The organism is Cryobacterium sp. TMS1-13-1 (assembly GCF_004403125.1).
GTDB lineage: Bacteria > Actinomycetota > Actinomycetes > Actinomycetales > Microbacteriaceae > Cryobacterium > Cryobacterium levicorallinum.
Map to the genome: position 1 here is coordinate 59,918 of NZ_SOGX01000008.1, position 20,857 is coordinate 80,774.

The following is a 20,857-nucleotide window of genomic DNA, read 5'->3' on the forward strand; positions in this document are numbered from 1 at the left end:
TCAGGCCGTGAAACTACTTGTAGAGAACGGCTGCAATCTCAGCATCTTTCATGTTGGTCTTGTCGAACCAGAAGTAGCCGGTGTCGATGACCTTCTCCGGGGTTTTGCCGTTGATGGCGTCGAAGGCGGCCTGAACCGTCGCCTCGCCGATGCCGATGGGGTTCTGCGTGATCGCGCCGGCCATCAGGCCACCGGTGATCGCGTCGATCTGAGCCTGACCGGAGTCAAAGCCGATGACGGTGAGTTCACCCGGAGCAAGTCCGAGCTCGCCGACCGCGTTCACAATGCCGATGGCCGAGCCCTCGTTGGTGCCGTACAGGCCCTTGAGGTTGGGGTGTCCGGCGATCATGGCCTTGGCGATATCCGCGGACTTCAAGTGGTCACCGTCGCCGTACTGAATGTCAACGATCGTGATGTCCGGGTACTTGGCCGCGATCTGGTCAACGAACCCGTCGCGACGCTCAACGCCGGTGGAGTTGATCTGGCTGTGACCGACGATGCCGACCTCACCCTTGCCGCCGATGAGCTCTGCCATGTGGTCGGCAGCGAGCGCGCCGGCGCCCAGGCTGTCAGTCTTTGCGATGCTCAATGGGTAGTCACTGTTGCACCCGGCATCGAACTGAACGACGGGAATGTTCGCCGCCTTCGCGGCGTCCATCAGCGAAACGCACGCTTCGGGATCGAGTGCTGCATAGCCGATCGCATCCGGCTTCTTGTCGATGGCGGCCTGAAGCATCTGCAGCTGGCTGTCCACCTCAGTTTCCGAGGCCGGGCCGTCAAACGTGACGGTGACGCCGAGCTCAGCGGCCTTGCTCTCGGCTCCGCTCTTCACGGCCTGCCAGAACTGGTGCTGGAAGCCCTTGGACACCAAGGCGATATACGGCTTGTCGCTGCTTGCAGCATCGCCGCCGGCGTCTGAGCCGCCCGCCGAACAGCCGGCCAGGGCGAGCGAGATAACGGCCGCAGCGGCCAGGAAGACAACTCTCTTTTTCATCGATTAACTCCATTGTTTTTTCGGTGGACAACTTCGTAGCAGTCACGTAATACTAACGAAATGGGTGCTGGAAAGACTGCATAAGTACAGGTAGATACACGATCGTTACATTGGCGTAATCACGCTGATGCAACCGATTTCAAAAATCCTGAATGCGACCTGTCGGGGCTAGGAAACGTCCCGACGTTGACGCAAAGCATCGGTGAACACCGCGATCAAAATAACGACGCCAATGACAACGTTCTGCCATTCAGTTTGGATCGACATGATGCGCAGCCCGTTGATCAGCACGCTCATAATGAGGGCGCCGATCAGGGTTCCGAGGATCGATCCTCGACCGCCCAGGAGTGACGTTCCACCGATAATGACGGCAGCGATAGCCTGTAGCTCGTAGCCGGATCCCAACTGAGGCTGGGCCGAGTCCAGTCGCGCGCCGATGACAACACCGGCGACGCCGGTGAACAGGCCGGCGACGGTGTAAATCACGATCTTCCACTTGCGCGTGTCCACCCCCGACAGTCGGGTCGCTTCCTCGTTGCTGCCGATTGCGAAGGTGTAGCGACCGAGCAGTGTCTTGCTCAGGAGTACATAGGCAAGGAGGGCGAGCACGAACAGGATCAAGACAGCGTTCGGGAGGCCGGGGATGACGGACCCGAGAGCGATGTCCTTGAACCCAGCAACGCCGCTGAAATAGATCGGGCGAACTCCGGAGATAACGAGCGCGAGTCCCTGCGCGATGAGCATCATCGCGAGGGTCGCGATGAAGGGCGGCAGCCTGAGAATTGCGATGTTAAAGCCGTTGACAAAACCCATCAGCCCGCCGGTGAGGACACCACCGATCACTCCGACCATAAGCGGCAGCTCGAGGTTGACCAGGAAAATTCCGGTCATAACCGCCGCGAGTGTCATCCCGGTTCCGATAGAAAGGTCGATCCCGCCGGTGATGATCACGAAGGTTGTTCCCAGCGCCAGGATGCCAATCACTGCCGTCGAAAGCAGTATCCCGGAAATATTGCTCCAGGTGAAAAAGTTACTGCTCGCAAACGAGAAGAACACGAGCAGCACGACGAGCGTCGCAAACGCAAGCGATTGCTGGATCTGAGCGCGCAGGAAGCTTTTGGTCGAACGGCGCGGTTCTGGGGCCCCTCCCACGACGCCTGTCTGGTCAGTTACGGGGGTAGCATTCATGGCCGTCACAGCTCTTTCTCGTCGCCCATGCGGGTGGCGTAGTCCATTATTTTTGCCTGATCGGCATCTTCGTTGTCGAGAATTGCGGTAATCCGCCCGTTGGCCATCACCACGATGCGGTGCGACAATCGCAACACCTCCGGCAATTCAGAGGAGATCATGATGATCGATTTGCCTGCGGCCACGAGTTCGTTGAGCAGCTTGTAAATCTCTTCCTTGGCCCCAACGTCGATGCCCCTGGTCGGTTCATCGAAGATGAGAATGTCACAATCCCGCGCGAGCCATTTGGCAATGACGACCTTCTGCTGGTTGCCGCCGGACAGGTTCTTGGTTGTAGCCGAGATCGAGGGGGTTTTGATTCGCAACGACGCGACGTAGTCGCGCGACTTCTGCTTGCCCTTCATGGTGTGGACGAAACCAAGGGCATCGGTGTAGTCGCGCAGGGAAGCCAGCAAAACGTTGGTGTTCACGTCTTGTTCGAGCAAGAGGCCGTACGCCTTGCGGTCTTCCGAGAGGTAGCCGATTCCGTGCGCGACCGCATCAGAGGGCTGCTTGATATTGACCGGTTTACCATTGATGTGCACACGACCGCCGTCGGAGAGATCGGCACCGATAATTGCTCGGGCCACCTCCGTGCGCCCGGCACCCATCATGCCGGCAAAGCCGAGAATCTCCCCGCGCCGCAGTTCGAAGGAAACATTTTTGAGGAGTTGGCGGGTGTTCAGCCCCTCGACTTTGAGCACAATATCGCTGTTCGTGTGGGCGCGCGCTGTCGGACGCGCACTGGCCTCGATGTGTCGACCGACCATCATTTCAATGATGGTCGGAATGTCCAATTGCTCCTTCTGCAAGGTACCGATGTATTCACCGTCCCGCAGAACAGTGACGCGATCGGTGATCCGACGCAGCTCATCCATGCGATGCGAGATGTAGATGATACCCGTGCCCGCACTCTTCAGCCCCTCGATGAGGGTGAAGAGCGTCTCGGTTTCTACATCGGTCAACGCCGACGTTGGCTCATCCATGATGAGCACCTTCGCATCGAAGGAGAGTGCCTTAGCGATCTCCACCATCTGCTGCTTCGCGACGGTGAGGGTTTCAACGAGGGCCCTCGGGTCTAGGTTGATGCCTAGACGCTTGAGCAACTCGTCAGCTTTGCGGTTGAGTGCCCGCTCCCGCAGAAACAGCCCTCCACGCGGCTCGCGTCCGATGAAAATATTCTGCGCAATTGTCAGGTGGGACATCAGGTTCATCTCCTGATGAATAATGCTGATGCCGAGCGCCTGAGCGGTCTTGGGGCTGTCAATGGACACCTCCACCCCATCGAGGAAGATGCTGCCCTCGTCTTTGGTATAGATCCCGGAGAGAATCTTCATCAGGCTGGACTTCCCGGCACCGTTCTCCCCGACCAGCGCGAGAACTTCCCCGCGGTCGAGTTCGAATTGAACGTCTTTGAGCGCCTGGACGCCCGGAAAGCTTTTGCTGATTCCGGTGACTCTCAACAATTGGTTTGACATACATCACCTACTTCATCGGAGGATGGACCTCGGCTTCGCGCCACTTGATCATGACAGATATCAGCTCAAAGATCCGACCAATTGCGAAACAATTGGTTCGGTTATGAGCTGTATCCTAATGTATCTAATCCGTGTCGTGCGCAATAGTCTGGCGGTGCTGGTTTCGTGCGATGCAGAATTCAATGAAGAAATTTGAGAGAGAAGTCCACGTGCAAATAGGCGCCCACGCCCTCGTTTTTACGGGAACTTTTGACGAAGCAGGATTGACCCTCGCGATCGAGAAGACCAAAAAGGCGGGTTTCGATCTGATCGAAATTCCGCTGATGGACCCGTCAACATTCGACCGCAGGCTGGCGGCACGACTGCTCTACGACCACGATCTGGCGGCCACCGCATCGCTGGGACTCAGCCAATCAACAGACCTTACCAGTGCAGATCCCGCGTGCGTTGCGGCCGGCGAGAGGACGCTCGAGGAGTGCCTCGACATCGTGCATGCGTTCGGCGGCACGCGGTTATGTGGTGTGATTTACAGCGCCATGCAGAAGTACCTGGAGCCGGTGACCGCCTCTGGCCGGGCGTCAAGCGCCACCGTGATCAACCGGCTGGCTTCGCGGGCCGCGGGCCTCGGCATCCACTTGTCACTGGAGGTGGTCAACCGGTATGAAACGAATGTCATGAACACTGGCCGTCAGGCTTTGGGGTTTCTCGACGACATCGATCACGATAACGTGTCAGTACACCTTGACACGTACCACATGAACATTGAGGAGTCGGATCTTTTCTCCCCCGTGCTCGATGTGGCAGACCGGCTCGGGTACGTGCATATCGGAGAGAGCCACCGTGGCTATCTCGGCTCGGGAACAGTGGACTTCGGATCCTTTTTCCGCGGCCTCGCGCGTATCAAATACGACGGGCCGATTGTGTTTGAATCCTTCTCCTCGTCCGTCGTCAATCGTGACCTCAGCCGAACCCTCGGCATCTGGCGCAACCTTTGGGAAGACTCCGATGACCTGGCGGCACACGCCAATATCTTCATCCGAAACCAGCTCCGGGCCGTGCAGTCAATCTCACTCCAGTAGCCCCGCGCAGCCTTCTGGTCGCCGCGGCGACCCGAAGGCTGCGCTGCCGCTACTCGTGACCGACGAGACCCTTGCGCACGATGACACAACCGTAGGTGCGCGTTTCGCCGGTGCGCACGATGACATAGGCATCAGCGACATCCCGATAGAAGTCGAATCGTTCGACGAACCGAGCACCGGTCAGGTCGATCCGGGCCGCTTCCAACAGCTCGGTCTGCACCGGAAGAACCGCCCCATCGGCCGAGGTCATGAGGTCCACCGCCGGGGAATCATCCAGCGGCAACACGCTGCGGATGGCCGCCAGGACCTCCGGCGCCGTGGTACCGGGAAGCTCCACCAGACGGTTGGCCAGCCGTGCGGCCGGAAAGTGAGCATCCACGACGATGACCTTGTCCGAGTGCCCCATTTCCTCGAGGTGCTTGAGCAGATCGCCGTTCAGGAGCGGGTTGATTCCAGTGAGCATTGAAGATTCCAATCGTTAGTCGGTCAGGTGGTAAATCCGTGCGGCGGTGCCGCCAAGGATGCTCGCGCGTTCCGGTGGGCTCAGTTCAGCGGCAAGCTCGCTGATCACCTGCCAGGTCGGCTGATACCCGCCGTGCGGCACGGAGATGGGCCAATCGCCGCCGTACATGAGGCGGTCAGGGCCGAAAAGGTCGAGGGCGATCCGCCACACGTCGCGGAGTGCATCGGTCGAATACGGCGCCGTCATGCTTCGTAACCCGGAGAATTTCGCCACCGTTCCGGGGTGCTCGGCAACCCGGCTGAGGGCCAGGTGCCAGTGCGCAAAATCGTCCCGACCGCGCGGCGGCGTTCCGAGGTGGTCAACCACGAGGGTCAGTTCGGGCAGAGCGCGCACCAGCCGCTCGGCCTGGGCGAGATGACGCGGCCAGGGATCATGAAGGTCGAAGGGCAGTCCTCGCTTCGCAAGGATGGACAGAGACTCGCGCACCTCCGGCAGGTCGAGAAAATCCGCCCGCGGATCGTCATTTATCAGGTGGCGCACACCGCAAAAGGACCGGTGCTCGCCCCAGCGCTCGAGGGCATCGACGCTCCTGCGCACATCGTCGAGTGGGACCCAGCCGACGACACCGCGAACCCAGGGGCGGCTCATCGCCACCTCGAGCAGGTACGCCGTATCGACGAGGGAATCCTCCGCCTGCACCAGCACGGCACCGTCCATTCCGGCCGTCTTCAGTTCAACCTGCGCCTGCTCGGCGGTCCAGCTGGCGTACAGGGCGCCGTGCTTAGGGCCGAGCCATCCGTACTCCGACACGGTCAGATCCCACAGGTGCATGTGCGCGTCGATGCGCTCGCCCGATGCGGTCACGCCGAGATGAGTTTCTGTTCGATGAGCCGCTGCCAGAGTTCGCTCGGGATGACCTCGGCCATCCGCTTCGCATTCTGGGCCAGCTGTTGCGGGCTGCTCCCGCCGACCACGACACAGCGCACCAAGCTGTCACGCAGCGAATATTGCAGTGCAGCGGCGGGCAGCGACACCCCAAAATCGTGGCAGACGGCAGCGATACGCTGCACCCGGGCCAGCAATTCAACCGGAACGTCGCCGTAATCGTAGCGGGCGTCTGCCCCGGGACGATCAGTGGCGAGCAGCCCCGAGTTGAGCACGGAGGCATTGACGATTCCGACGCCGAAGTGTCGGCAGGCCGGTACGATCTCGGTCAGCGCGGACTGATCAGCCAGCGTGTACCGGCCCGCGATCATGATGAGGTCGAGCACGCCGGTCTGCACACAGGCCAGCAGCGCGGCCGTGGCCATGGATCCCACCCCGATGCGGCGCACCAGCCCGGCCTCACGCAGCCCGACCAGGGCCGGAATAGCCCGGTTGAGCCCGTCCTGAAGCTCATTGCGTTCGGGATCGTGCAGGTAGACCACATCAAAGCGATCCAGGCCGGTGCGCTCGAGCGACTCATCCAGGCTGCAACGGATGCCGTCGGGCGAGAAATCCCAGACGCGCTTCAGATCGGCGGGCACCGCGAAATCATTGTCCAGGTCGAGCCGGCCCGCACCCTCCGGGTTCGGCCGCAACAGTCGGCCCACTTTGGTCGACACTGTGAATTCATCCCGCGATTTTGTAGCCAGAAATGCACCGAGGCGGCGCTCCGACAGGCCGAGGCCGTAGTGCGGGGCTGTGTCGAAGTGCCGAATTCCCGCGTCCCATGCGGCGCCCAGAATCAGGCTGGCATCGGCATCCGTTATCGCCCGGTAGAGGTTTCCCACATTGGCGGCGCCGTAGCCGAGCCGCCCGGGAGTGAATTCAGTCATTTCTGGTGAAAGCGTACTCGTCCCGGCTGGCGGCCAGCATCTCGGTACCGGCGCCCGGCGCCGTCGGGGCTTGGTAGGCGCCGCCGCGCATCGCGACCGGGGTGACGAAGTGTTCGTGCAGGTGATCGACGAATTCGATCACCCGACCGTCCTTGGTTCCGGAGACGGCGACGAAGTCGAACATGGAGAGGTGCTGAACCGCTTCGCACAGGCCCACCCCGCCGGCGTGCGGGCAGACGCGCACGCCGAACTGGGCTGCCAACAAGAGGATCGTGATGTTCTCGTTCACCCCACCCACGCGGGTGGCATCAATCTGCAGCACCTGCAAGGCATCGGCCTGGAGAAACTGCTTGAACATGATGCGATTGGCCATATGCTCGCCGGTCGCAATGGGAATCGGTGCTACGCCCCGCGCGATGGCTGCGTGCCCGAGGATGTCATCCGGGCTCGTCGGCTCTTCGATCCAGGCCACATCGAACTCCGCCAGGTGCGACATCCACTCGATCGCCTCGGCAACGCCCCAGCGCTGGTTGGCGTCGACACCGATGCGAATGTCCGGCCCGACCGTTGCACGAGCCAGGCGCATCCGTCGGATGTCATCGTCGAGGTTGCCGCCCACCTTGAGCTTGATCATGCCAAAACCGTCGTCGACTGCCTCGGCTGCCAGCCGGGCTAGTTTCTCGTCGCTGTAGCCCAGCCATCCCGGTGTCGTCGTGTAGGCGGGGTAGCCGGATTCGAGCAGTTCGACTTCGCGCTCGGCCCGACCGGGCAGCGCCGCCCGCAGGATACGTAGTGCGTCGTCTGGAGTGAGCGCATCCGTCAGGTATCGAAAATCGACGAGGTCGATGATCTGCTCCGGCGTCATACGGGAGAGCAGTTGCCACAACGGCAACCGCGCGCGTTTCGCCTTCAGATCCCAGAGGGCGTTCACCACGGCACCAATGGCCATGTGCATGACGCCCTTTTCCGGGCCCAGCCAGCGCAACTGCGAGTCCCAGACAAACTCGCGCCAGGTCGCGCCCATGTTGTCGAGGAGGTCTTCTGTGGTGCGGCCGACCACATGCTCGGCCAGCGCGGCGATCGCCGCCACCTGAACATCGTTGCCGCGACCGATGGTAAAGACGAATCCGTGCCCTTCGAGGCCGTCGTCGGCGTCGGTGACGATGCGTACGTAGGCAGCCGAGTAGTCGGGGTCCGGATTCATTGCATCCGAACCGTCGAGGGAGGTCGACGTAGGAAAACGAACGTCGCTGGTTTGCAGCGCGAGAATTGTACTCACAGAATTTTCTCCTTGTTTGGCACCCCGAGCCTAAACATCCGATGTATAGAATGTCAATCGAGGACTTGATTCGGAGACACCGGACGCTCAATGACGAGAGTTGGCACATGAAGTTTGCCCGCCTGGGCCCGATCGGCCAGGAAAAGCCCACGGTGCTGGTCGACGGCACCTACTACGACCTATCGCCGATTACTGCGGACATTGACGGGGCGTTTCTCTCCACTGGTGGGCCCACGGCCGCCCGTGTCGCACTGGCTGCCGGGGAACTCCCGCCGCTCGAGCACGCCGACGCGCTGCGAATTGGTGCGCCCATCGCCCGACCGAGCGCTGTCATCTGCATCGGAATGAACTATGCAGCCCACGCAGCAGAATCCGGAGCCCTCCCCCCCGAGATCCCAATCATGTTCCTCAAAACCCCCAACACCGTCGTGGGGCCGAATGACACCGTGGAGATTCCGCCCACCAGTACCAAGACCGATTGGGAGGTCGAGCTCGGAGTGGTAATCGGCAGGCGAGCCTCCTACCTCGCGACCCCGGCGGACAGCATCCACCACATTGCCGGATTCGTCACAGCGAACGACCTCTCCGAGCGGGACTTTCAGATGAGCGTCTCGGGCGGGCAGTGGTCGAAGGGCAAGTGCGCTCCAGGTTTCAACCCGACCGGGCCCTGGCTGGTCACTCCCGACGAGGTGGACTACCAGAACCTCACGCTACGCAGCTGGGTGAACGGCGAACCGAGACAGGATTCCAGCACCGCTGACCAGATTTTCAGCGTGGATTTCGTGATCTGGCACCTCAGCCAGTATCTGACCCTGGAACCCGGGGACCTCGTGCTCACCGGCACTCCGGAAGGCGTGGCGCTATCCGGGCGTTTCTCTTACCTGGCAGCGGGGGACACCTGCGACATCGAAATCGAGGGCCTCGGACGTCAGCACCAGAAGTTTGTCCCGACCTCCTTTGAAAGGCACACGCATGAATGAGTTCGAGAAACTCGTAGCCGTTGTCACGGGCGGCGCGTCCGGGATTGGCGCCGCGATTGCCGACCGCTTACACGCCGGTGGCGCCCGCGTGGCGGTGCTCGACCTGAACCCGCACGACGCAGCGGCCGCGCACTTCGCGGTGCAGACCGATATCGCCGACTCCGCCTCCGTTAGCGTCGCGATCTCCGCGGTAGCCAAGGAATTTGGACGCATTGACATCGTTATCAACAATGCCGGCATCGGTGCGCAGGGAACGATAGCTGACAATGACGACGAGGAGTGGGCGCGCGTGCTGAGTATCAATGTGATCGGCATTGCCCGCGTCACTCGGGCCGCCCTGCCCTGGCTGCTGCGTTCACCGTCCGCGGCGATCGTGAATATCTCGTCGATCGCAGCCACAGCCGGACTGCCGGAACGGGCCCTGTACAGCGCGTCCAAAGGCGCAGTACTGGCACTCACCCGCGCTATGGCGGCCGACCACCTCCGCGACGGCATCCGCGTGAACTGCGTGAGCCCCGGCACCGCAGACACACCCTGGATTGGTCGGTTGCTCGCGAAGGCCATCGACCCCGCGGCGGAACGCGCCGCGCTCAACGCGCGGCAACCGCACGGCCGCCTCGTCGATGCGCAGGAGGTCGCCGACGCCGTTGCATACCTGGCCAGCCCGCGTTCCGGTTCCACCGTGGGCATCTCGCTGGCGGTCGACGGTGGCATGCAGCAGTTGCGGTTGCGCGCCCAATAACGACCGAGGGCCGCCCGGTTCGGTGGTGCGCCCCGAGGAAGCGCCACTGAGCACCGCTGTGTCGACGGCCGGACGCCCGCCCGTCCTTGCCTGAGCATCTACTGAATTACGGCTGTTCCCTCGCCCGGGGCGCGCAGGCCGGTCAGACTGAAGGGCATGACTCTTACCCAGCTCCAGAAGGCCGAACTCCTGCTCTCGCTGCACGTGCCCGGCGAGCCCCTCATCGTCACCAACGTGTGGGACGCCATCACCGCCAAGGTCGTGGCCGATGCGCCCGGCGTGAAGGCCCTCGCCACCGCGAGCCACTCCATCTCGAACGTGCGCGGCCTGCCAGACGGCGAGGGACTCTCGCTGGACGAGGCCATCCGTGCCGCCACGATCATCGCCGGCGCCGTCGACCTGCCGGTCTCTGCCGACTTCGAGAAGGGCTACGCACCGGATGCTGCCGGCGTGACCCGCAACGTGCGTCGCCTGATCGAGGAATCCGGCATCGTCGGCATCAACATCGAGGACTCTGTCGGCCCCGCGAAGGCCCCGCAGTTCGACATCGAGACCGCCGCCGCCCGCGTGGTCGCCGCGAGAGCCGGCGCCGAGCAGAGCGGCATTCCCGTCGTCATCAACGCCCGCGTCGACACCCTGGCCGGCGGCGGCGACTGGGACGAAGCCGTCGCCCGCGCCAACGCCTACCTCGGCGCCGGCGCTGACGTCATCTTCTTCCTCGGCCTGACCGACGAGGACAAGGTGGCCCGCGCGATCGAGCAGGTCAACGGAAAAATATCGGTGATCGGTGCGCCCGGACTCGTTCCGCTGAAGCGCCTCGCCGAACTCGGCATCAGCCGAGTCAGTTTCGGCCCGGGCACCCTCGGCCTCACCCTCGCAGCACTGCAGGCCGCGGCCACGAACCTCACCGCCCTCGGCGACTACCCGGCCGACCTCGGGTTCAAGTTCACCCTCTAAGCCACCCAGACACCGAGGCCATCAGCATCCGTTTCTCAGCGGATGCGGGTGGCCTCATTGTGTTCAACGAGTTGCCAGGTCGCGCCTTCATCGGCGGAGACCCACCCCTCCCACTTGTAGCTGTCGGGGGTGATGGCGGTGAAATTCCAGCGGATCGGGCGGCCGTCCGTGCGGGTGCCCTCCTGCCGAACTCCATGCCGGTATGGGGTGGCCACAAGCTGGCAGTATTCGCCCAGCGCCGGGGCGAAGTAGCTCACGCGCCAGGCTCCGGCGAACGGGTCGTAGACGCGCACGGTAGTGGCGACGGTTTCAAACCCAGACGGATGCGTCGTGCTCGCGACGACCTCGACGTCTTGCACGGCCCGACCGTCGAGGATGAATTCGACCATCCAGACGAAGTCACGTTCGATCCACTCTCCGGTGGTCTCGTCGAGGCGGGTACCCTTGGCGGCCCAGGATCCGACCATCTGGCCGAAGCGGTGCATGCGCCCCGGATACTCCGGCGTGGGACCGTGCGCGATGAGCGCCTCGTCGAATCGGGTGGGCATGGAGGTCATACCCCGATTTTACCCGACGCGAGGTTACGTTCGACGTATTACGTTTGCTCGGCCCGCGCGCATCCGCTTGTGTTGGAAGGCTGCGTCAGCGGTCGATGACCGTGCGGTGAAAATTTTGGAACGAGCGCGACGCCGTCGGGCCGCGCTGGCCCTGGTAGCGGGAGCCGTATTCGCTCGAGCCGTAGGGCTTCTCGGCCGGGGAGCTGAGCTGAAAGAAGCACAGCTGGCCAATCTTCATTCCGGGCCAGAGCTTGATCGGCAGCGTCGCAACGTTGCTGAGCTCGAGCGTGACGTGGCCCGAAAAGCCGGGGTCGATGAACCCGGCCGTGGAGTGGGTCAGCAGACCGAGACGTCCGAGCGAGCTCTTGCCCTCGAGCCGGGCGGCAATGTCGCCTGGCAGGGTCACCTGCTCGTAGGTGGCGCCGAGCACGAATTCGCCCGGGTGCAGAATGAACGGCTCGTAGGGCTTGGTCTCGATCAGGCGGGTCAGCTCTGGCTGGTCCTCGGCCGGATCGATGTAGGCGTACTTGTGGTTGTCGAACAGCCGAAACAAGCGGTCGAGGCGCACATCAATGCTCGATGGCTGGATCATTGCGGGGTCGAGCGGCTCCAAACCGATTCGTCCAGCGTCGAGTTCAGCCTTGATATCGCGATCTGAGAGCAGCACGGTGCCAGCCTAGCCGCGCCGGGTTGATATGCTGGCACGGTTCCGATTGTTGTTCACTCACGGTCGGGCGTGCGGATGTAGTTCAATGGTAGAACTTCAGCTTCCCAAGCTGATAGCGCGGGTTCGATTCCCGTCATCCGCTCCGAATAAGCACCGTCACGTTCTCACTGGACGACTTCGTGTGGTGCAACCGGACTGTGACCACCCAAAGTTGTCCAGTCAGCGACGAGGTTGGTCGGCACCCATGTCGTGCAGAAAGTACGCCCCGAGCGTCGTCACCAGGCCACCTCGCCGGCCCGAAAACCACAGGCCGGGCATGGGCGTTCGAGTACCCAGGTCCAGTCAGACGTGTCAGGAACGATAGGCATGGTTTCATGGTAATGCCCGCACTTCGCGGCGCTGCGGGCTCATCGTCATGGTGCGCCCGCTAGCGTGGAATAAATCAAGGAGACAGATGACGGTACTCATTGCCGGATGCGGCGACCTCGGCACCGAGGTTGGCCTGCGGTTCGCGCGGCTGGGGCACACTGTGGTCGGGCTGCGGCGCAACGCACGCCTGCTCCCCCCAGAAATCACCGGCCAGTCCATCGACCTGAGCGTCGAGAAGCCCGCCATCCCGCCAGACACCGAGTTCGTGATCGTCGCGATCTCGGCCGGCAGCCCCACGGCCCTGGCCTATCGCGCCGCCTACCTTGATGGCCTGCGCAACCTGCTCGACGCGCTCAATGAAGCGCAGGTCACGCCGCGCCGCGTGCTGCTGGTCTCGTCGACGGCGGTCTACGACGTCAACGACGGCAGCCGGGTCGACGAACAGACGCCGGCGAATCCGAAACCGGGCACCGATTCAATAGTGCTCGATGCCGAACGGATGCTCCACTCCAGACTCCCCGCCGCCACCGTTCTGCGCCTGGCCGGCATCTACGGCCCCGGCCGTGAACGCCTGATCGAACAGGTACGCGCGGGTGCCGGGCTCTCCGCCCAGTCACGCCACACCAACCGCATCCACCGGGACGACGCCGCCGCCGCGATCGTTCACCTGCTACTGCGTTCTGAGCGACCGGCGCCGCTCTATCTCGGCGTCGACAATGAGCCAGTGCGCAGTGACGAGGTGCTGACCTTTCTCGCCGCCGAGCTCGGCCTGCCCGAACCGTCGCTGAACGAGTCGGACCAGCCGACGCGCACCCGCGAAAGCCAAAGAGGCGGCGACAAGCTACTGAGCAACCAGCTTCTGCGCGATACCGGCTTCATCTTCAGCTACCCCACCTACCGGGAAGGCTACCGGGCTATGCTGGCCGGGCGCGGAATCCGCCACCCCTAACGGTGGCCCAGGCGGTCATACTCAGGCGGTCAGGCTCAGGCGGTCAGGCTCAGATCGGCATCCGATCCTACGGTCAACGCCATCGCGGACAGCATGGCGCCCAGCCGTGCTTGGTCCTCCGGGCTCACGTCGCGCACGGAGTGAGCGATGAGCGCCTCGAAGTCGTCGTAGATTTTCTGCGTGATCTGCTCCGCGGCCGGTGTCAAGGTCAAGAGCAGACTGCGTCGATCGTGCGGGTGAGCCACCCGAACCAGCAGTTGCAAGGCCACGAGTCGATTCGAGATCGCGGTCACTGCACCGGTCGTCATTTCCATCGATTCCGCGAGCAATTTCGGGGTAATGCTGCCCGTTTCCGCGACGCGGGCAATGGCGCGCAGCTCACTCCCGGTCAGACCGCTCTCGGTCGCAACCCGGTTTCGATTGCGATCCATGGCGCGCAGAAAAGCTAAAGCGGATGCCGACAAGGCATCCGGGGTGCGTCCGGAACTGTCCCGACCATACATTCGTTCTCCTGACCTCTGGTCTGTTGGTTTCGCCCAACTTAAGGCTCGCAAAATTGCCCGTGAGGGCATTCTGTTCTGTCAGTGTAGCCGCTAGATCAATTTGTAAGTTTCTTAACTCTTAAATAGTTTACTGTTTGAAGTAAATCCCGTATATTGAATCTCGCGCTGCCGAGCAGCGCGACGCGCGGAGTCAGCGGTGGCAGCGAAGCCCCCGCACGCTCCTAACCGGCAGCGCGCTCACGAACCTGTCACAACGAAATGGACCATGCAATGCAGAGCTATCGGTTGACGATCAATGACGACTGGTTTTACCTGTCGGCCGAGTACAACATTGCCGGTCTCAAGTCAGCCCTGTCCGCCGCTGTGCACAGCGGCGGAGGCTTCGTCGACGTCGTCAGCCCCATGCGGGCGCACGTCTCCCTGCTGATCACGGCCCACTCCATGGTCAAGATTGAAACGATCAATGCCGTCGACCTCCCCGATATCAACGACGCAACCCCGGTGATCGGCCCGCAGCACCTGGACGACGACTACTGGCTGGACTGAAGCCCGCAAGTCGAATCGTTGGCCGGAGGCTATTGACGGTGCACAGACAGACGGGTACATTCACGCGAACGGCTTAGTCCGCGCCACATCCAGGCCAACCTGAAAGGCAGTTCTCATGAGTTTCCTCGGATTTCTCCTGCTCGGTCTCATCGCCGGAGCCATCGCGAAGGCGATCCTGCCCGGTCGCCAGGGCGGGGGCTGGTTTATCACCCTGCTGCTCGGGGTTGTCGGTGCCTTCCTCGGTGGCTGGCTCGGCGGGCTCCTGTTCAATGTCAGTCTGGAGGAGTTCTTCTCGCTGACTACCTGGGCCCTCGCTATCGTCGGATCGCTGATCGTGCTGCTTATCTACGGCGCGATCACTAACCGTCGCAAGGCCTGACCCGCCTCAGCACACAGCGCGTCACCCAATTCGGGTGGCGCGCTGTTTTTGCGCACCGATCCCCCCAAACGGGGAGATCAGGGCCACAATTAGTACCAATCCGAAGCGGATGGAGCTCCGAATAAATAGCAACCACGGGTTAGCCGTGAATCACCTAGGAGGCACCTGAAATGCGCACATCACCCAATCGCCTGATCGCCACCGTCTTCGGCGCGGTCTATCTTCTCGTCGGATTACTCGGCTTCGCCGTCACCGGCAGTGTCGGCTTCATCGCCACCGAGGGCGGATTGCTTCTCGGCATCTTCGAGGTCAACCCGCTGCACAACATCGCGCACCTCTTGATCGGAGCGGCCCTGCTCATCGCCGGACTCTCCAACGCCATGGCAGCCAAGGCCACCAACAGCACGATCGGTGCCGTGTACCTGCTCCTCGGAATCGTCGGATTCTTCATCGCGAGCACCTCGCTGAACATCCTGGCGCTCAACACCGCCGACCACTTCCTGCACCTCGCCAGCGCGATCGTGCTTCTCGGTGTCGGCCTCACCGCAGACAAAACGGTTCACAGCAAAGCCAACGCCTAACGCCGCACCGCTTCACTCCATCCCTTCGCGCACCAAGTCAATAGGAGCATCATGTCCCCGGTCGTTCGCACCTGGCTCGGCTTCGCCGCTTTCGGCGCCGCCCTGATCCATCTGGCCGTGGGTGTGACCGCTCCATTGCCCCTGTCGGTTCTGCTGGTCGGGTTCGGCATTGCCGAACTCGGCTGGGGAATCGCCACCCTCGCTGCTGGCCGGGTGCTGGTGCCCCGGATCATCGTGGGCGCGGCGCTTATCCCGGTCTTCATCTGGGGTACCACCGCCGTGCTCGGCAGTGGCCTCGGGGTGACCAGTGGCCAAACCGGCCTGCCGCTCTACCCGATGTCCGTCGCTTCACTCTTCAACGTATTCCTGGCCGCCACGGTAGCCATCGCACTGCGCCACTCACCGACCGGGCCCCCTACGCCCGCGACCCCCAGCATTGAAACGCGACGTGCTTCCGCAGCAGGCGCTGCCACACCCAGCGGCTGGCGTTTTCTTACCGGCCTCGTCGTCGGAGGCTTTCTGCTCTCGGCGCTCACCACCCCGGCCCTCGCCGCCACGGAGGTCGGCTCCCATGCCGTGCCCCACGGTTCACACGGTTCACACGGAGTGACCGAACCGACCATCCCCGACTCCGGCGGCCACGGAGCACACTAGAGTCCCTCGCAGAGCTCACCAGCGCACGACACCACGGGTCAGGCGGGCAGCCCGGTTTCAGGGTCGGTTGGCTCCTGGCCCGACGTGTCAAGCCCCGCCAGGTTAGCCACAGGCGGCACCACCTCGATGTTCATGAACCGTTTGACGTTCTCGTCGACGATTATGTCGCTCGGTCGCAGTGGCCTGGTCAGGTACAGGCCATTGAGGCTGGTAAGCCGGCTCAGCGCAACGTACGTCTGACCGGGGCTGAACACCCGTGCTCCCAGGTCGACAATCGCCCGCTCGTAGGTCGCACCCTGCGACTTGTGAATGGTGACCGCCCAGGCCAGCCGCAGCGGAAATTGCGTGAATTCCGCCACGACATCCCGGCTCAGCTTCTTGGTCGCGGCGTTGTAGGTGTACTTGTACTTCTCCCACACCGTCGGCTCAACCTCGTGCACGTCACCGTCGATGTCGACGAACACCGTCGAGGTGACCTTGGTGACCGTGCCGATACTGCCGTTCACCCAGCGCGGCCCGCCATCGAGCGGGGAGTCGTTGCGCAAAAACATCACCTGTGCTCCCACCTTGAGCTCGAGCACCTCGTCGGCCGGAAACTGCTTTCCGCCGAAATCCCCGGTGATATCGGCCTTCGCGGTGAGCGATTTGCCCGACAGCTTCTTCAAAGCGGATGCGTTGATGCGGTTTACCGCATCATTGCGCGTCGCGAGGGTGATCACGCCCTCACTCGGCGGGGTTCGCATCCCCGCACCGTTGAGCGCACCACCGATCTCGGCGGTGACCTGACCGTGGCGCACGGCATTGAGCATGAGCTTGAAATCGTTGTCACGCTGGCGGTGAATCTCGGTGAGCTCGAAGATGCGCAGCTCGGCATCCCGCCAGACCTTGGCGTCGAAGAACCACATCGACCGATAGTGGTCGGCGAAATAGGCGCGCTCGTCGGGGCCGCCGGGCACCGGGGCCAGCTGGTACGGGTCGCCGAACAGCACGATCTGCACCCCGCCGAACACCTCGAACGGGCGTTGGCGGGCCTGACGCAAACTGCGGTCGATCGCGTCCATCAGGTCGGCGTTGACCATCGAGACTTCGTCGATCACGAGGGTGTCGATGGTATTGAGGAGCTTGCGCACCTGGTCGTTCTGGTCGATCGGGCTGTCGGCGATGACTCCGATCGGCAGGCGAAAGAGCGAGTGAATAGTCTGGCCACCCACGTTGAGCGCAGCGACACCGGTCGGTGCCGCAATCACGATCTGCTTGCTGGTGTTCCAGGAGAGATGGTTCAGCAGCGTCGATTTACCCGTTCCGGCCCGACCGGTGACGAACACGTTCTGCTTGGTTCCCTCGATTGCCGCGAAGACCAGCGCCTGTTCACGGCTGAGCGGAATCTCGGACACGGCACACTTTCTCTGGCAGGCTCATGCTGCGCGGGGGACATACCACTGTAACGTCCCGTGGACCCACAGCGAGCACTGGATCGGGCACTGGCCGCATGTCCGACCCGCCCCCCGTACAATATTTATGTGACCACCCCGGCCGAAAACCAGCGGGCGAGCGGGCGCCGCGGCAGAATGCTCCGGGCCGTCCTCGCCCTCGTGGTGGTCGCTGCCCTCCTCGCGGCCGGTCTCGTGGGAACCATCACCGCCCTCAATCGCACGGTGTATAGCGCCGGCGGATTCGTGGAACAGTACCTCGACGCCCTCGCCCGCGGCGATACCGTCGGAGCCCTCGCGCTCGGTGGGGTCATGCCTTCGGCTGCGGAACTGACCGCGGCGGAACTGACCGTCGAGTTGCCGGAGACGCTGCTGCGGGCATCCGTTTTGAGCGGTCTGAGCGATATCGAGTTGAAGAGTGACACGCCCAGCGATGCGGCCGGCGATGACACGCACCGGGTCGTCTTCGACTTTGATTTGAACGGCACAGCGTCGAGCATGGCGTTCACGGTCGAGCGGGCCGGAACCTTCGCTGGCGTCTTCAACGCCTGGACGTTTGCCGTCAGCCCGCTCGCTGTGCTGCAGGTGTCGGTGCTGCACGAACGCACCTTCACGGTCAACGGCCTCACGCTCGATACCCGCGCCCACGCGGCAGCGGATGCGCCAGCCACCTTCTCTTCCGGCGCCGCGTACCTCGCCTTCGCCCCGAACCGCTACACCATTGAACACTCCTCAGCCATGCTGACCGCGGAGAAGACGAGCGTGCGCGTGACGGCATCCGGGGCCACCGCGGTCGAGATCGACGCCCTGCCTAACGAAAAGATGATTGCGCAGGTGCAGTCAGAACTGAACAAGTTCCTCGACGAGTGTGCCACCCAGACCGTGCTGCAACCGACCAGCTGTCCGTGGGGTATCACGATCGATGACCGCATCGAGGGCGCCCCGGCCTGGTCGATCACCGGTTACCCCGCGGTTGAACTCACCGCCGGCGAGCGGTCCTTCGAGATGGTGGCGACGGCCGGACAGGCCCACATCGTGGTCGAGGTGCAATCCCTGTTCGACGGCGACATCAGCACCCGCGACGAAGACGTGCCGTTCACCATGGGGCTCAGCGTCATCGTGCAGCCCAGCGGCGCCCTGGCCATCCAGCTGCACTAGCCGCGCGGACTTTGCGCGTCGCGCTCGGTGATCCGGGCCAGGTTGGTATTGTAGGCGATCAGCTCGGCGTCTTCGTTGCGATCGGCCTTGCGATCCAGCCTTCTCGTGACCTTGGTGTCGTCGCGGCTCCACTGAATCGCCACGACAACGGCCAGCACAAAGGTCGGCAGCTCGCCGATGCCCCAGGCGACGCCACCGCCCATCTGCTGGTCGGCGATGGCGGAGAGACCCCAGGTGCGGCCCATCGCGCCGTACCAGTCGGCCAGGAGCAGCCCGGTACCGCTCATCAGGGCGAGGCCGAAGAAGGCGTGGAAAGCCATCGTCACCAGCAGCAGCAGCAGTCGGAAGGCATACGGCAGGCGGTACGGCACCGGGTCGATGCCGATCAGGGACTGCACGAACAGGTAGCCGGTGATCAGGAAGTGCACGATCATCCATTGGTGGCCGATGTGGTCGGTCGTCGCCCAGCTGAAAATGGACGTGTAGTAGAACACCCAGAGTGAGACGCCGAAGAGTAGGGCAGCGACGATCGGGTTGGCGACGACGCCGGCGAAGCGCGAGTGCACGGCGGTGAGAATCCATTCGCGCGCCCCAAGGCTGCCGTCGTGGCGCTTGGCGATGGCGCGAGCTGCCAGCGTCACCGGGGCTCCCGGAACGAGCATCAGGGGCACGAGCATGGTCAGCAACATGTGCATGAGCATGTGGGTGGAGAACAGGTACTTCTCGTACACGTTCACCCCACCGTTGGTGATGTAGAACAGGGTGAGGATGCCCAGAATCCAGAGCACGCTGCGATAGATCGGCCAGGAGTCGCCGCGGCGGTGCAGCCGCCAGACGCCGGCCAGGTAGAAGAAGATGCCGAAGGCGCAGAACAGAATCCAGGCGAGGTCGAAGCCCCACTCGGTGAAATAGCGGGAGAAGGTCAGCTCCGGCGGCAGGAGTTCGCCGGTGAGAATCTGGGCCGGTGTCGACTGCGGAATCTCGGTGGCGACAACCTGGTCGACCGGTGTCGCCGTGCGAGCGAGGGCGGCGGCTACGCCCGAGGCGAGCCCCATGAAGCCGAGTTCGGTCACCACGAGCCACCAGAACCAGCGGCCGTGCGTCGAGTCGGTCCGCTGCATCCGCTTGATGAAGAACCGGCGTTGCAGAATGCCGAAGCCGCCGAGGGCGACGAGGGCAGCGACCTTCACGAGCACAAGCAAGCCGTACGGGCTGAACAGGTTGTCCCAGCTGCCGATGCGCAGTTCGGCGCTGACATAGCCGGAGGCGGCCACCACGACGAAGGAGACCAGGGCGAGGGAGGAATAGCGTGCAATCACCGAGCGGATGCGTTCGCCGTCGAGCTGGGTACGCAGCACGATGATGGTCAGCAGGCCGCCGAGCCAGATCGCCGCGAAGACAAGGTGCAGGCCGAGGGCGGTGATCGCAGCGTTGTGGCCGGCAGCGCCCGCCGAGTGGCCCTGCTGGGCCATGGGCAGCAGCGAGAGCAGCGCCAGCACGGTGACGAAGATCAGAGCGGTCTGATTGCGCACGGCGAAGCAGAGCACGGTGACGCCGGCGGCGATCAGCGTGGTCGCGAGCCAGGCCTGGCCGAGGTCGATCTGGCTGAAGAACTGACCGACCGTGGCGCTGAACTGATCACTGAAGCCGAAGGGAACATTGGTGACCTGGAGAAAGGTCAGAAAGCCGGTGACAGCGGATGCGACGGCGAACAGTGCGGCCGAGGCTGCGGCGAAGTCGAGGGCGGTGCCGAACTCGCGTTCCCTGGGGCTGAGGGCGAAAAGCGTCAGCACGAGGGCACCGATCGTTCCGGCCGCGCTGATGTTGACAATGACCTTGGCGAGGGGAAGTCCCCAACGCACCACCGGCCCGGGGTCGGCCAGCAGTTGGGCCGAAGCTCCGCCGCCATAGGCGAGGGCAACAAGGGTGGACAACACAGCGACCAGCAGCAGGGCTGCCGGTCCGAGAACGCGGACGAGACGGGGCACCCGCCCAGCTTATTCGCCCAGCCCTGGGCATCCGTCTCGCCTGAGGCCGGTGCCCGGTGC

General features: G+C 63.2%; 22 protein-coding genes and 1 tRNA gene. 11 read left to right on the plus strand and 12 right to left on the minus strand.

Annotated elements, in window-relative coordinates; all coding sequences use genetic code 11:
- Positions 1–13: 13 nt before the first annotated feature.
- The 3 genes from E3T31_RS07120 to E3T31_RS07130 all read right to left on the minus strand — a co-directional run bounded on the left by E3T31_RS07120 (position 14) and on the right by E3T31_RS07130 (position 3,687).
- Complete coding sequence (locus tag E3T31_RS07120) at positions 14–994, minus strand: ABC transporter substrate-binding protein (RefSeq protein ID WP_134468133.1); 981 nt, start codon at positions 992–994, stop codon at positions 14–16.
- 168 nt (positions 995–1,162) lie between these two features.
- Entirely contained in the window at positions 1,163–2,146 is a 984-nt protein-coding gene (locus E3T31_RS07125) for an ABC transporter permease (RefSeq protein WP_241977724.1), read from the minus strand.
- Positions 2,147–2,187: 41 nt separating this feature from the next.
- Positions 2,188–3,687: a sugar ABC transporter ATP-binding protein gene (locus E3T31_RS07130; RefSeq protein ID WP_241977725.1), complete on the minus strand. Its 1,500-nt coding sequence runs from the start codon at positions 3,685–3,687 to the stop codon at positions 2,188–2,190.
- Between the two features lie 194 nt (positions 3,688–3,881).
- On the opposite strand from E3T31_RS07130, the gene E3T31_RS07135 reads away from it, so the two are divergent.
- On the plus strand, positions 3,882–4,778 hold the full coding sequence (locus E3T31_RS07135; protein WP_241977726.1) for a sugar phosphate isomerase/epimerase: 897 nt from the start codon (positions 3,882–3,884) through the stop codon (positions 4,776–4,778).
- 49 nt (positions 4,779–4,827) lie between these two features.
- On the opposite strand, the gene E3T31_RS07140 is transcribed toward E3T31_RS07135, so the two are convergent.
- Genes E3T31_RS07140 through E3T31_RS07155 form a run of 4 tightly spaced genes read right to left on the minus strand, consistent with a single transcriptional unit; the run spans position 4,828 to position 8,337 of the window.
- Positions 4,828–5,241 (minus strand): RbsD/FucU family protein, encoded by a 414-nt coding sequence (locus E3T31_RS07140; RefSeq protein ID WP_134468136.1) that lies wholly within the window; start codon positions 5,239–5,241, stop codon positions 4,828–4,830.
- Positions 5,242–5,256: 15 nt separating this feature from the next.
- The gene (locus E3T31_RS07145; RefSeq protein ID WP_198416990.1) at positions 5,257–6,105 is read right to left on the minus strand and encodes an amidohydrolase; all 849 of its coding nucleotides are present in this window, start codon (positions 6,103–6,105) and stop codon (positions 5,257–5,259) included.
- The gene (locus E3T31_RS07150) at positions 6,102–7,058 is read right to left on the minus strand and encodes an aldo/keto reductase (protein WP_134468137.1); all 957 of its coding nucleotides are present in this window, start codon (positions 7,056–7,058) and stop codon (positions 6,102–6,104) included. Before E3T31_RS07150 ends, E3T31_RS07145 begins: the two co-directional genes overlap by 4 nt.
- Complete coding sequence (locus E3T31_RS07155; RefSeq protein ID WP_134468138.1) at positions 7,051–8,337, minus strand: L-fuconate dehydratase; 1,287 nt, start codon at positions 8,335–8,337, stop codon at positions 7,051–7,053. The genes E3T31_RS07150 and E3T31_RS07155 overlap by 8 nt, the downstream gene beginning before the upstream one ends.
- A 107-nt stretch (positions 8,338–8,444) precedes the next feature.
- Between E3T31_RS07155 and E3T31_RS07160 the strand changes: the two genes are divergently transcribed.
- The 3 genes from E3T31_RS07160 to E3T31_RS07170 all read left to right on the plus strand — a co-directional run bounded on the left by E3T31_RS07160 (position 8,445) and on the right by E3T31_RS07170 (position 11,016).
- The gene (locus E3T31_RS07160; protein WP_134468139.1) at positions 8,445–9,317 is read left to right on the plus strand and encodes a fumarylacetoacetate hydrolase family protein; all 873 of its coding nucleotides are present in this window, start codon (positions 8,445–8,447) and stop codon (positions 9,315–9,317) included.
- Positions 9,310–10,059 (plus strand): SDR family NAD(P)-dependent oxidoreductase, encoded by a 750-nt coding sequence (locus E3T31_RS07165; protein ID WP_134468140.1) that lies wholly within the window; start codon positions 9,310–9,312, stop codon positions 10,057–10,059. The genes E3T31_RS07160 and E3T31_RS07165 overlap by 8 nt, the downstream gene beginning before the upstream one ends.
- A gap of 156 nt (positions 10,060–10,215) precedes the next feature.
- Positions 10,216–11,016: an isocitrate lyase/phosphoenolpyruvate mutase family protein gene (locus tag E3T31_RS07170; RefSeq protein WP_134468141.1), complete on the plus strand. Its 801-nt coding sequence runs from the start codon at positions 10,216–10,218 to the stop codon at positions 11,014–11,016.
- Positions 11,017–11,051: 35 nt separating this feature from the next.
- Here the strand turns inward: E3T31_RS07170 and E3T31_RS07175 are convergent, their stop codons facing one another.
- Both E3T31_RS07175 and dcd read right to left on the minus strand, forming a co-directional pair.
- Positions 11,052–11,573 carry a hypothetical protein gene (locus tag E3T31_RS07175; RefSeq protein WP_092447970.1) on the minus strand — a complete coding sequence of 174 codons (522 nt, stop codon included), beginning with the start codon at positions 11,571–11,573 and terminating at the stop codon, positions 11,052–11,054.
- 85 nt (positions 11,574–11,658) lie between these two features.
- A complete protein-coding gene (gene dcd / locus E3T31_RS07180; protein ID WP_134468142.1) occupies positions 11,659–12,240 on the minus strand; it encodes a dCTP deaminase in 582 nt (193 codons plus the stop codon).
- A gap of 71 nt (positions 12,241–12,311) precedes the next feature.
- On the opposite strand from dcd, the gene E3T31_RS07185 reads away from it, so the two are divergent.
- Positions 12,312–12,382: transfer RNA gene (locus E3T31_RS07185), tRNA-Gly, on the plus strand.
- Positions 12,383–12,694: 312 nt separating this feature from the next.
- Positions 12,695–13,558, plus strand: coding sequence for an NAD-dependent epimerase/dehydratase family protein (locus tag E3T31_RS07195; protein WP_134468143.1), 864 nt, complete (start codon positions 12,695–12,697; stop codon positions 13,556–13,558).
- A gap of 35 nt (positions 13,559–13,593) precedes the next feature.
- Here the strand turns inward: E3T31_RS07195 and E3T31_RS07200 are convergent, their stop codons facing one another.
- Positions 13,594–14,061, minus strand: a complete 468-nt coding sequence (locus tag E3T31_RS07200) for a MarR family winged helix-turn-helix transcriptional regulator (RefSeq protein WP_166788415.1) — start codon at positions 14,059–14,061, stop codon at positions 13,594–13,596.
- A gap of 270 nt (positions 14,062–14,331) precedes the next feature.
- On the opposite strand from E3T31_RS07200, the gene E3T31_RS07205 reads away from it, so the two are divergent.
- The 4 genes from E3T31_RS07205 to E3T31_RS07220 all read left to right on the plus strand — a co-directional run bounded on the left by E3T31_RS07205 (position 14,332) and on the right by E3T31_RS07220 (position 16,221).
- Positions 14,332–14,607 carry a hypothetical protein gene (locus E3T31_RS07205; protein WP_134468145.1) on the plus strand — a complete coding sequence of 92 codons (276 nt, stop codon included), beginning with the start codon at positions 14,332–14,334 and terminating at the stop codon, positions 14,605–14,607.
- Between the two features lie 115 nt (positions 14,608–14,722).
- Positions 14,723–14,986 carry a GlsB/YeaQ/YmgE family stress response membrane protein gene (locus E3T31_RS07210; protein ID WP_134468146.1) on the plus strand — a complete coding sequence of 88 codons (264 nt, stop codon included), beginning with the start codon at positions 14,723–14,725 and terminating at the stop codon, positions 14,984–14,986.
- A 170-nt stretch (positions 14,987–15,156) separates the two neighbouring features.
- Entirely contained in the window at positions 15,157–15,567 is a 411-nt protein-coding gene (locus E3T31_RS07215; RefSeq protein WP_092447976.1) for a DUF4383 domain-containing protein, read from the plus strand.
- 51 nt (positions 15,568–15,618) lie between these two features.
- Positions 15,619–16,221, plus strand: a complete 603-nt coding sequence (locus tag E3T31_RS07220) for a hypothetical protein (protein ID WP_134468147.1) — start codon at positions 15,619–15,621, stop codon at positions 16,219–16,221.
- 38 nt (positions 16,222–16,259) lie between these two features.
- Here the strand turns inward: E3T31_RS07220 and E3T31_RS07225 are convergent, their stop codons facing one another.
- A complete protein-coding gene (locus E3T31_RS07225) occupies positions 16,260–17,615 on the minus strand; it encodes an ATP-dependent RecD-like DNA helicase (protein WP_092447978.1) in 1,356 nt (451 codons plus the stop codon).
- A 126-nt stretch (positions 17,616–17,741) separates the two neighbouring features.
- Here E3T31_RS07225 and E3T31_RS07230 point away from each other — a divergent pair, with 126 nt between their 5' ends.
- Positions 17,742–18,809: a hypothetical protein gene (locus tag E3T31_RS07230; protein WP_134468148.1), complete on the plus strand. Its 1,068-nt coding sequence runs from the start codon at positions 17,742–17,744 to the stop codon at positions 18,807–18,809.
- Here E3T31_RS07230 and E3T31_RS07235 read toward each other — a convergent pair.
- Complete coding sequence (locus tag E3T31_RS07235) at positions 18,806–20,797, minus strand: cytochrome c oxidase assembly protein (protein WP_134468149.1); 1,992 nt, start codon at positions 20,795–20,797, stop codon at positions 18,806–18,808. The two genes, E3T31_RS07230 and E3T31_RS07235, sit on opposite strands and share 4 nt — an antisense overlap.
- Positions 20,798–20,857: the final 60 nt, after the last annotated feature.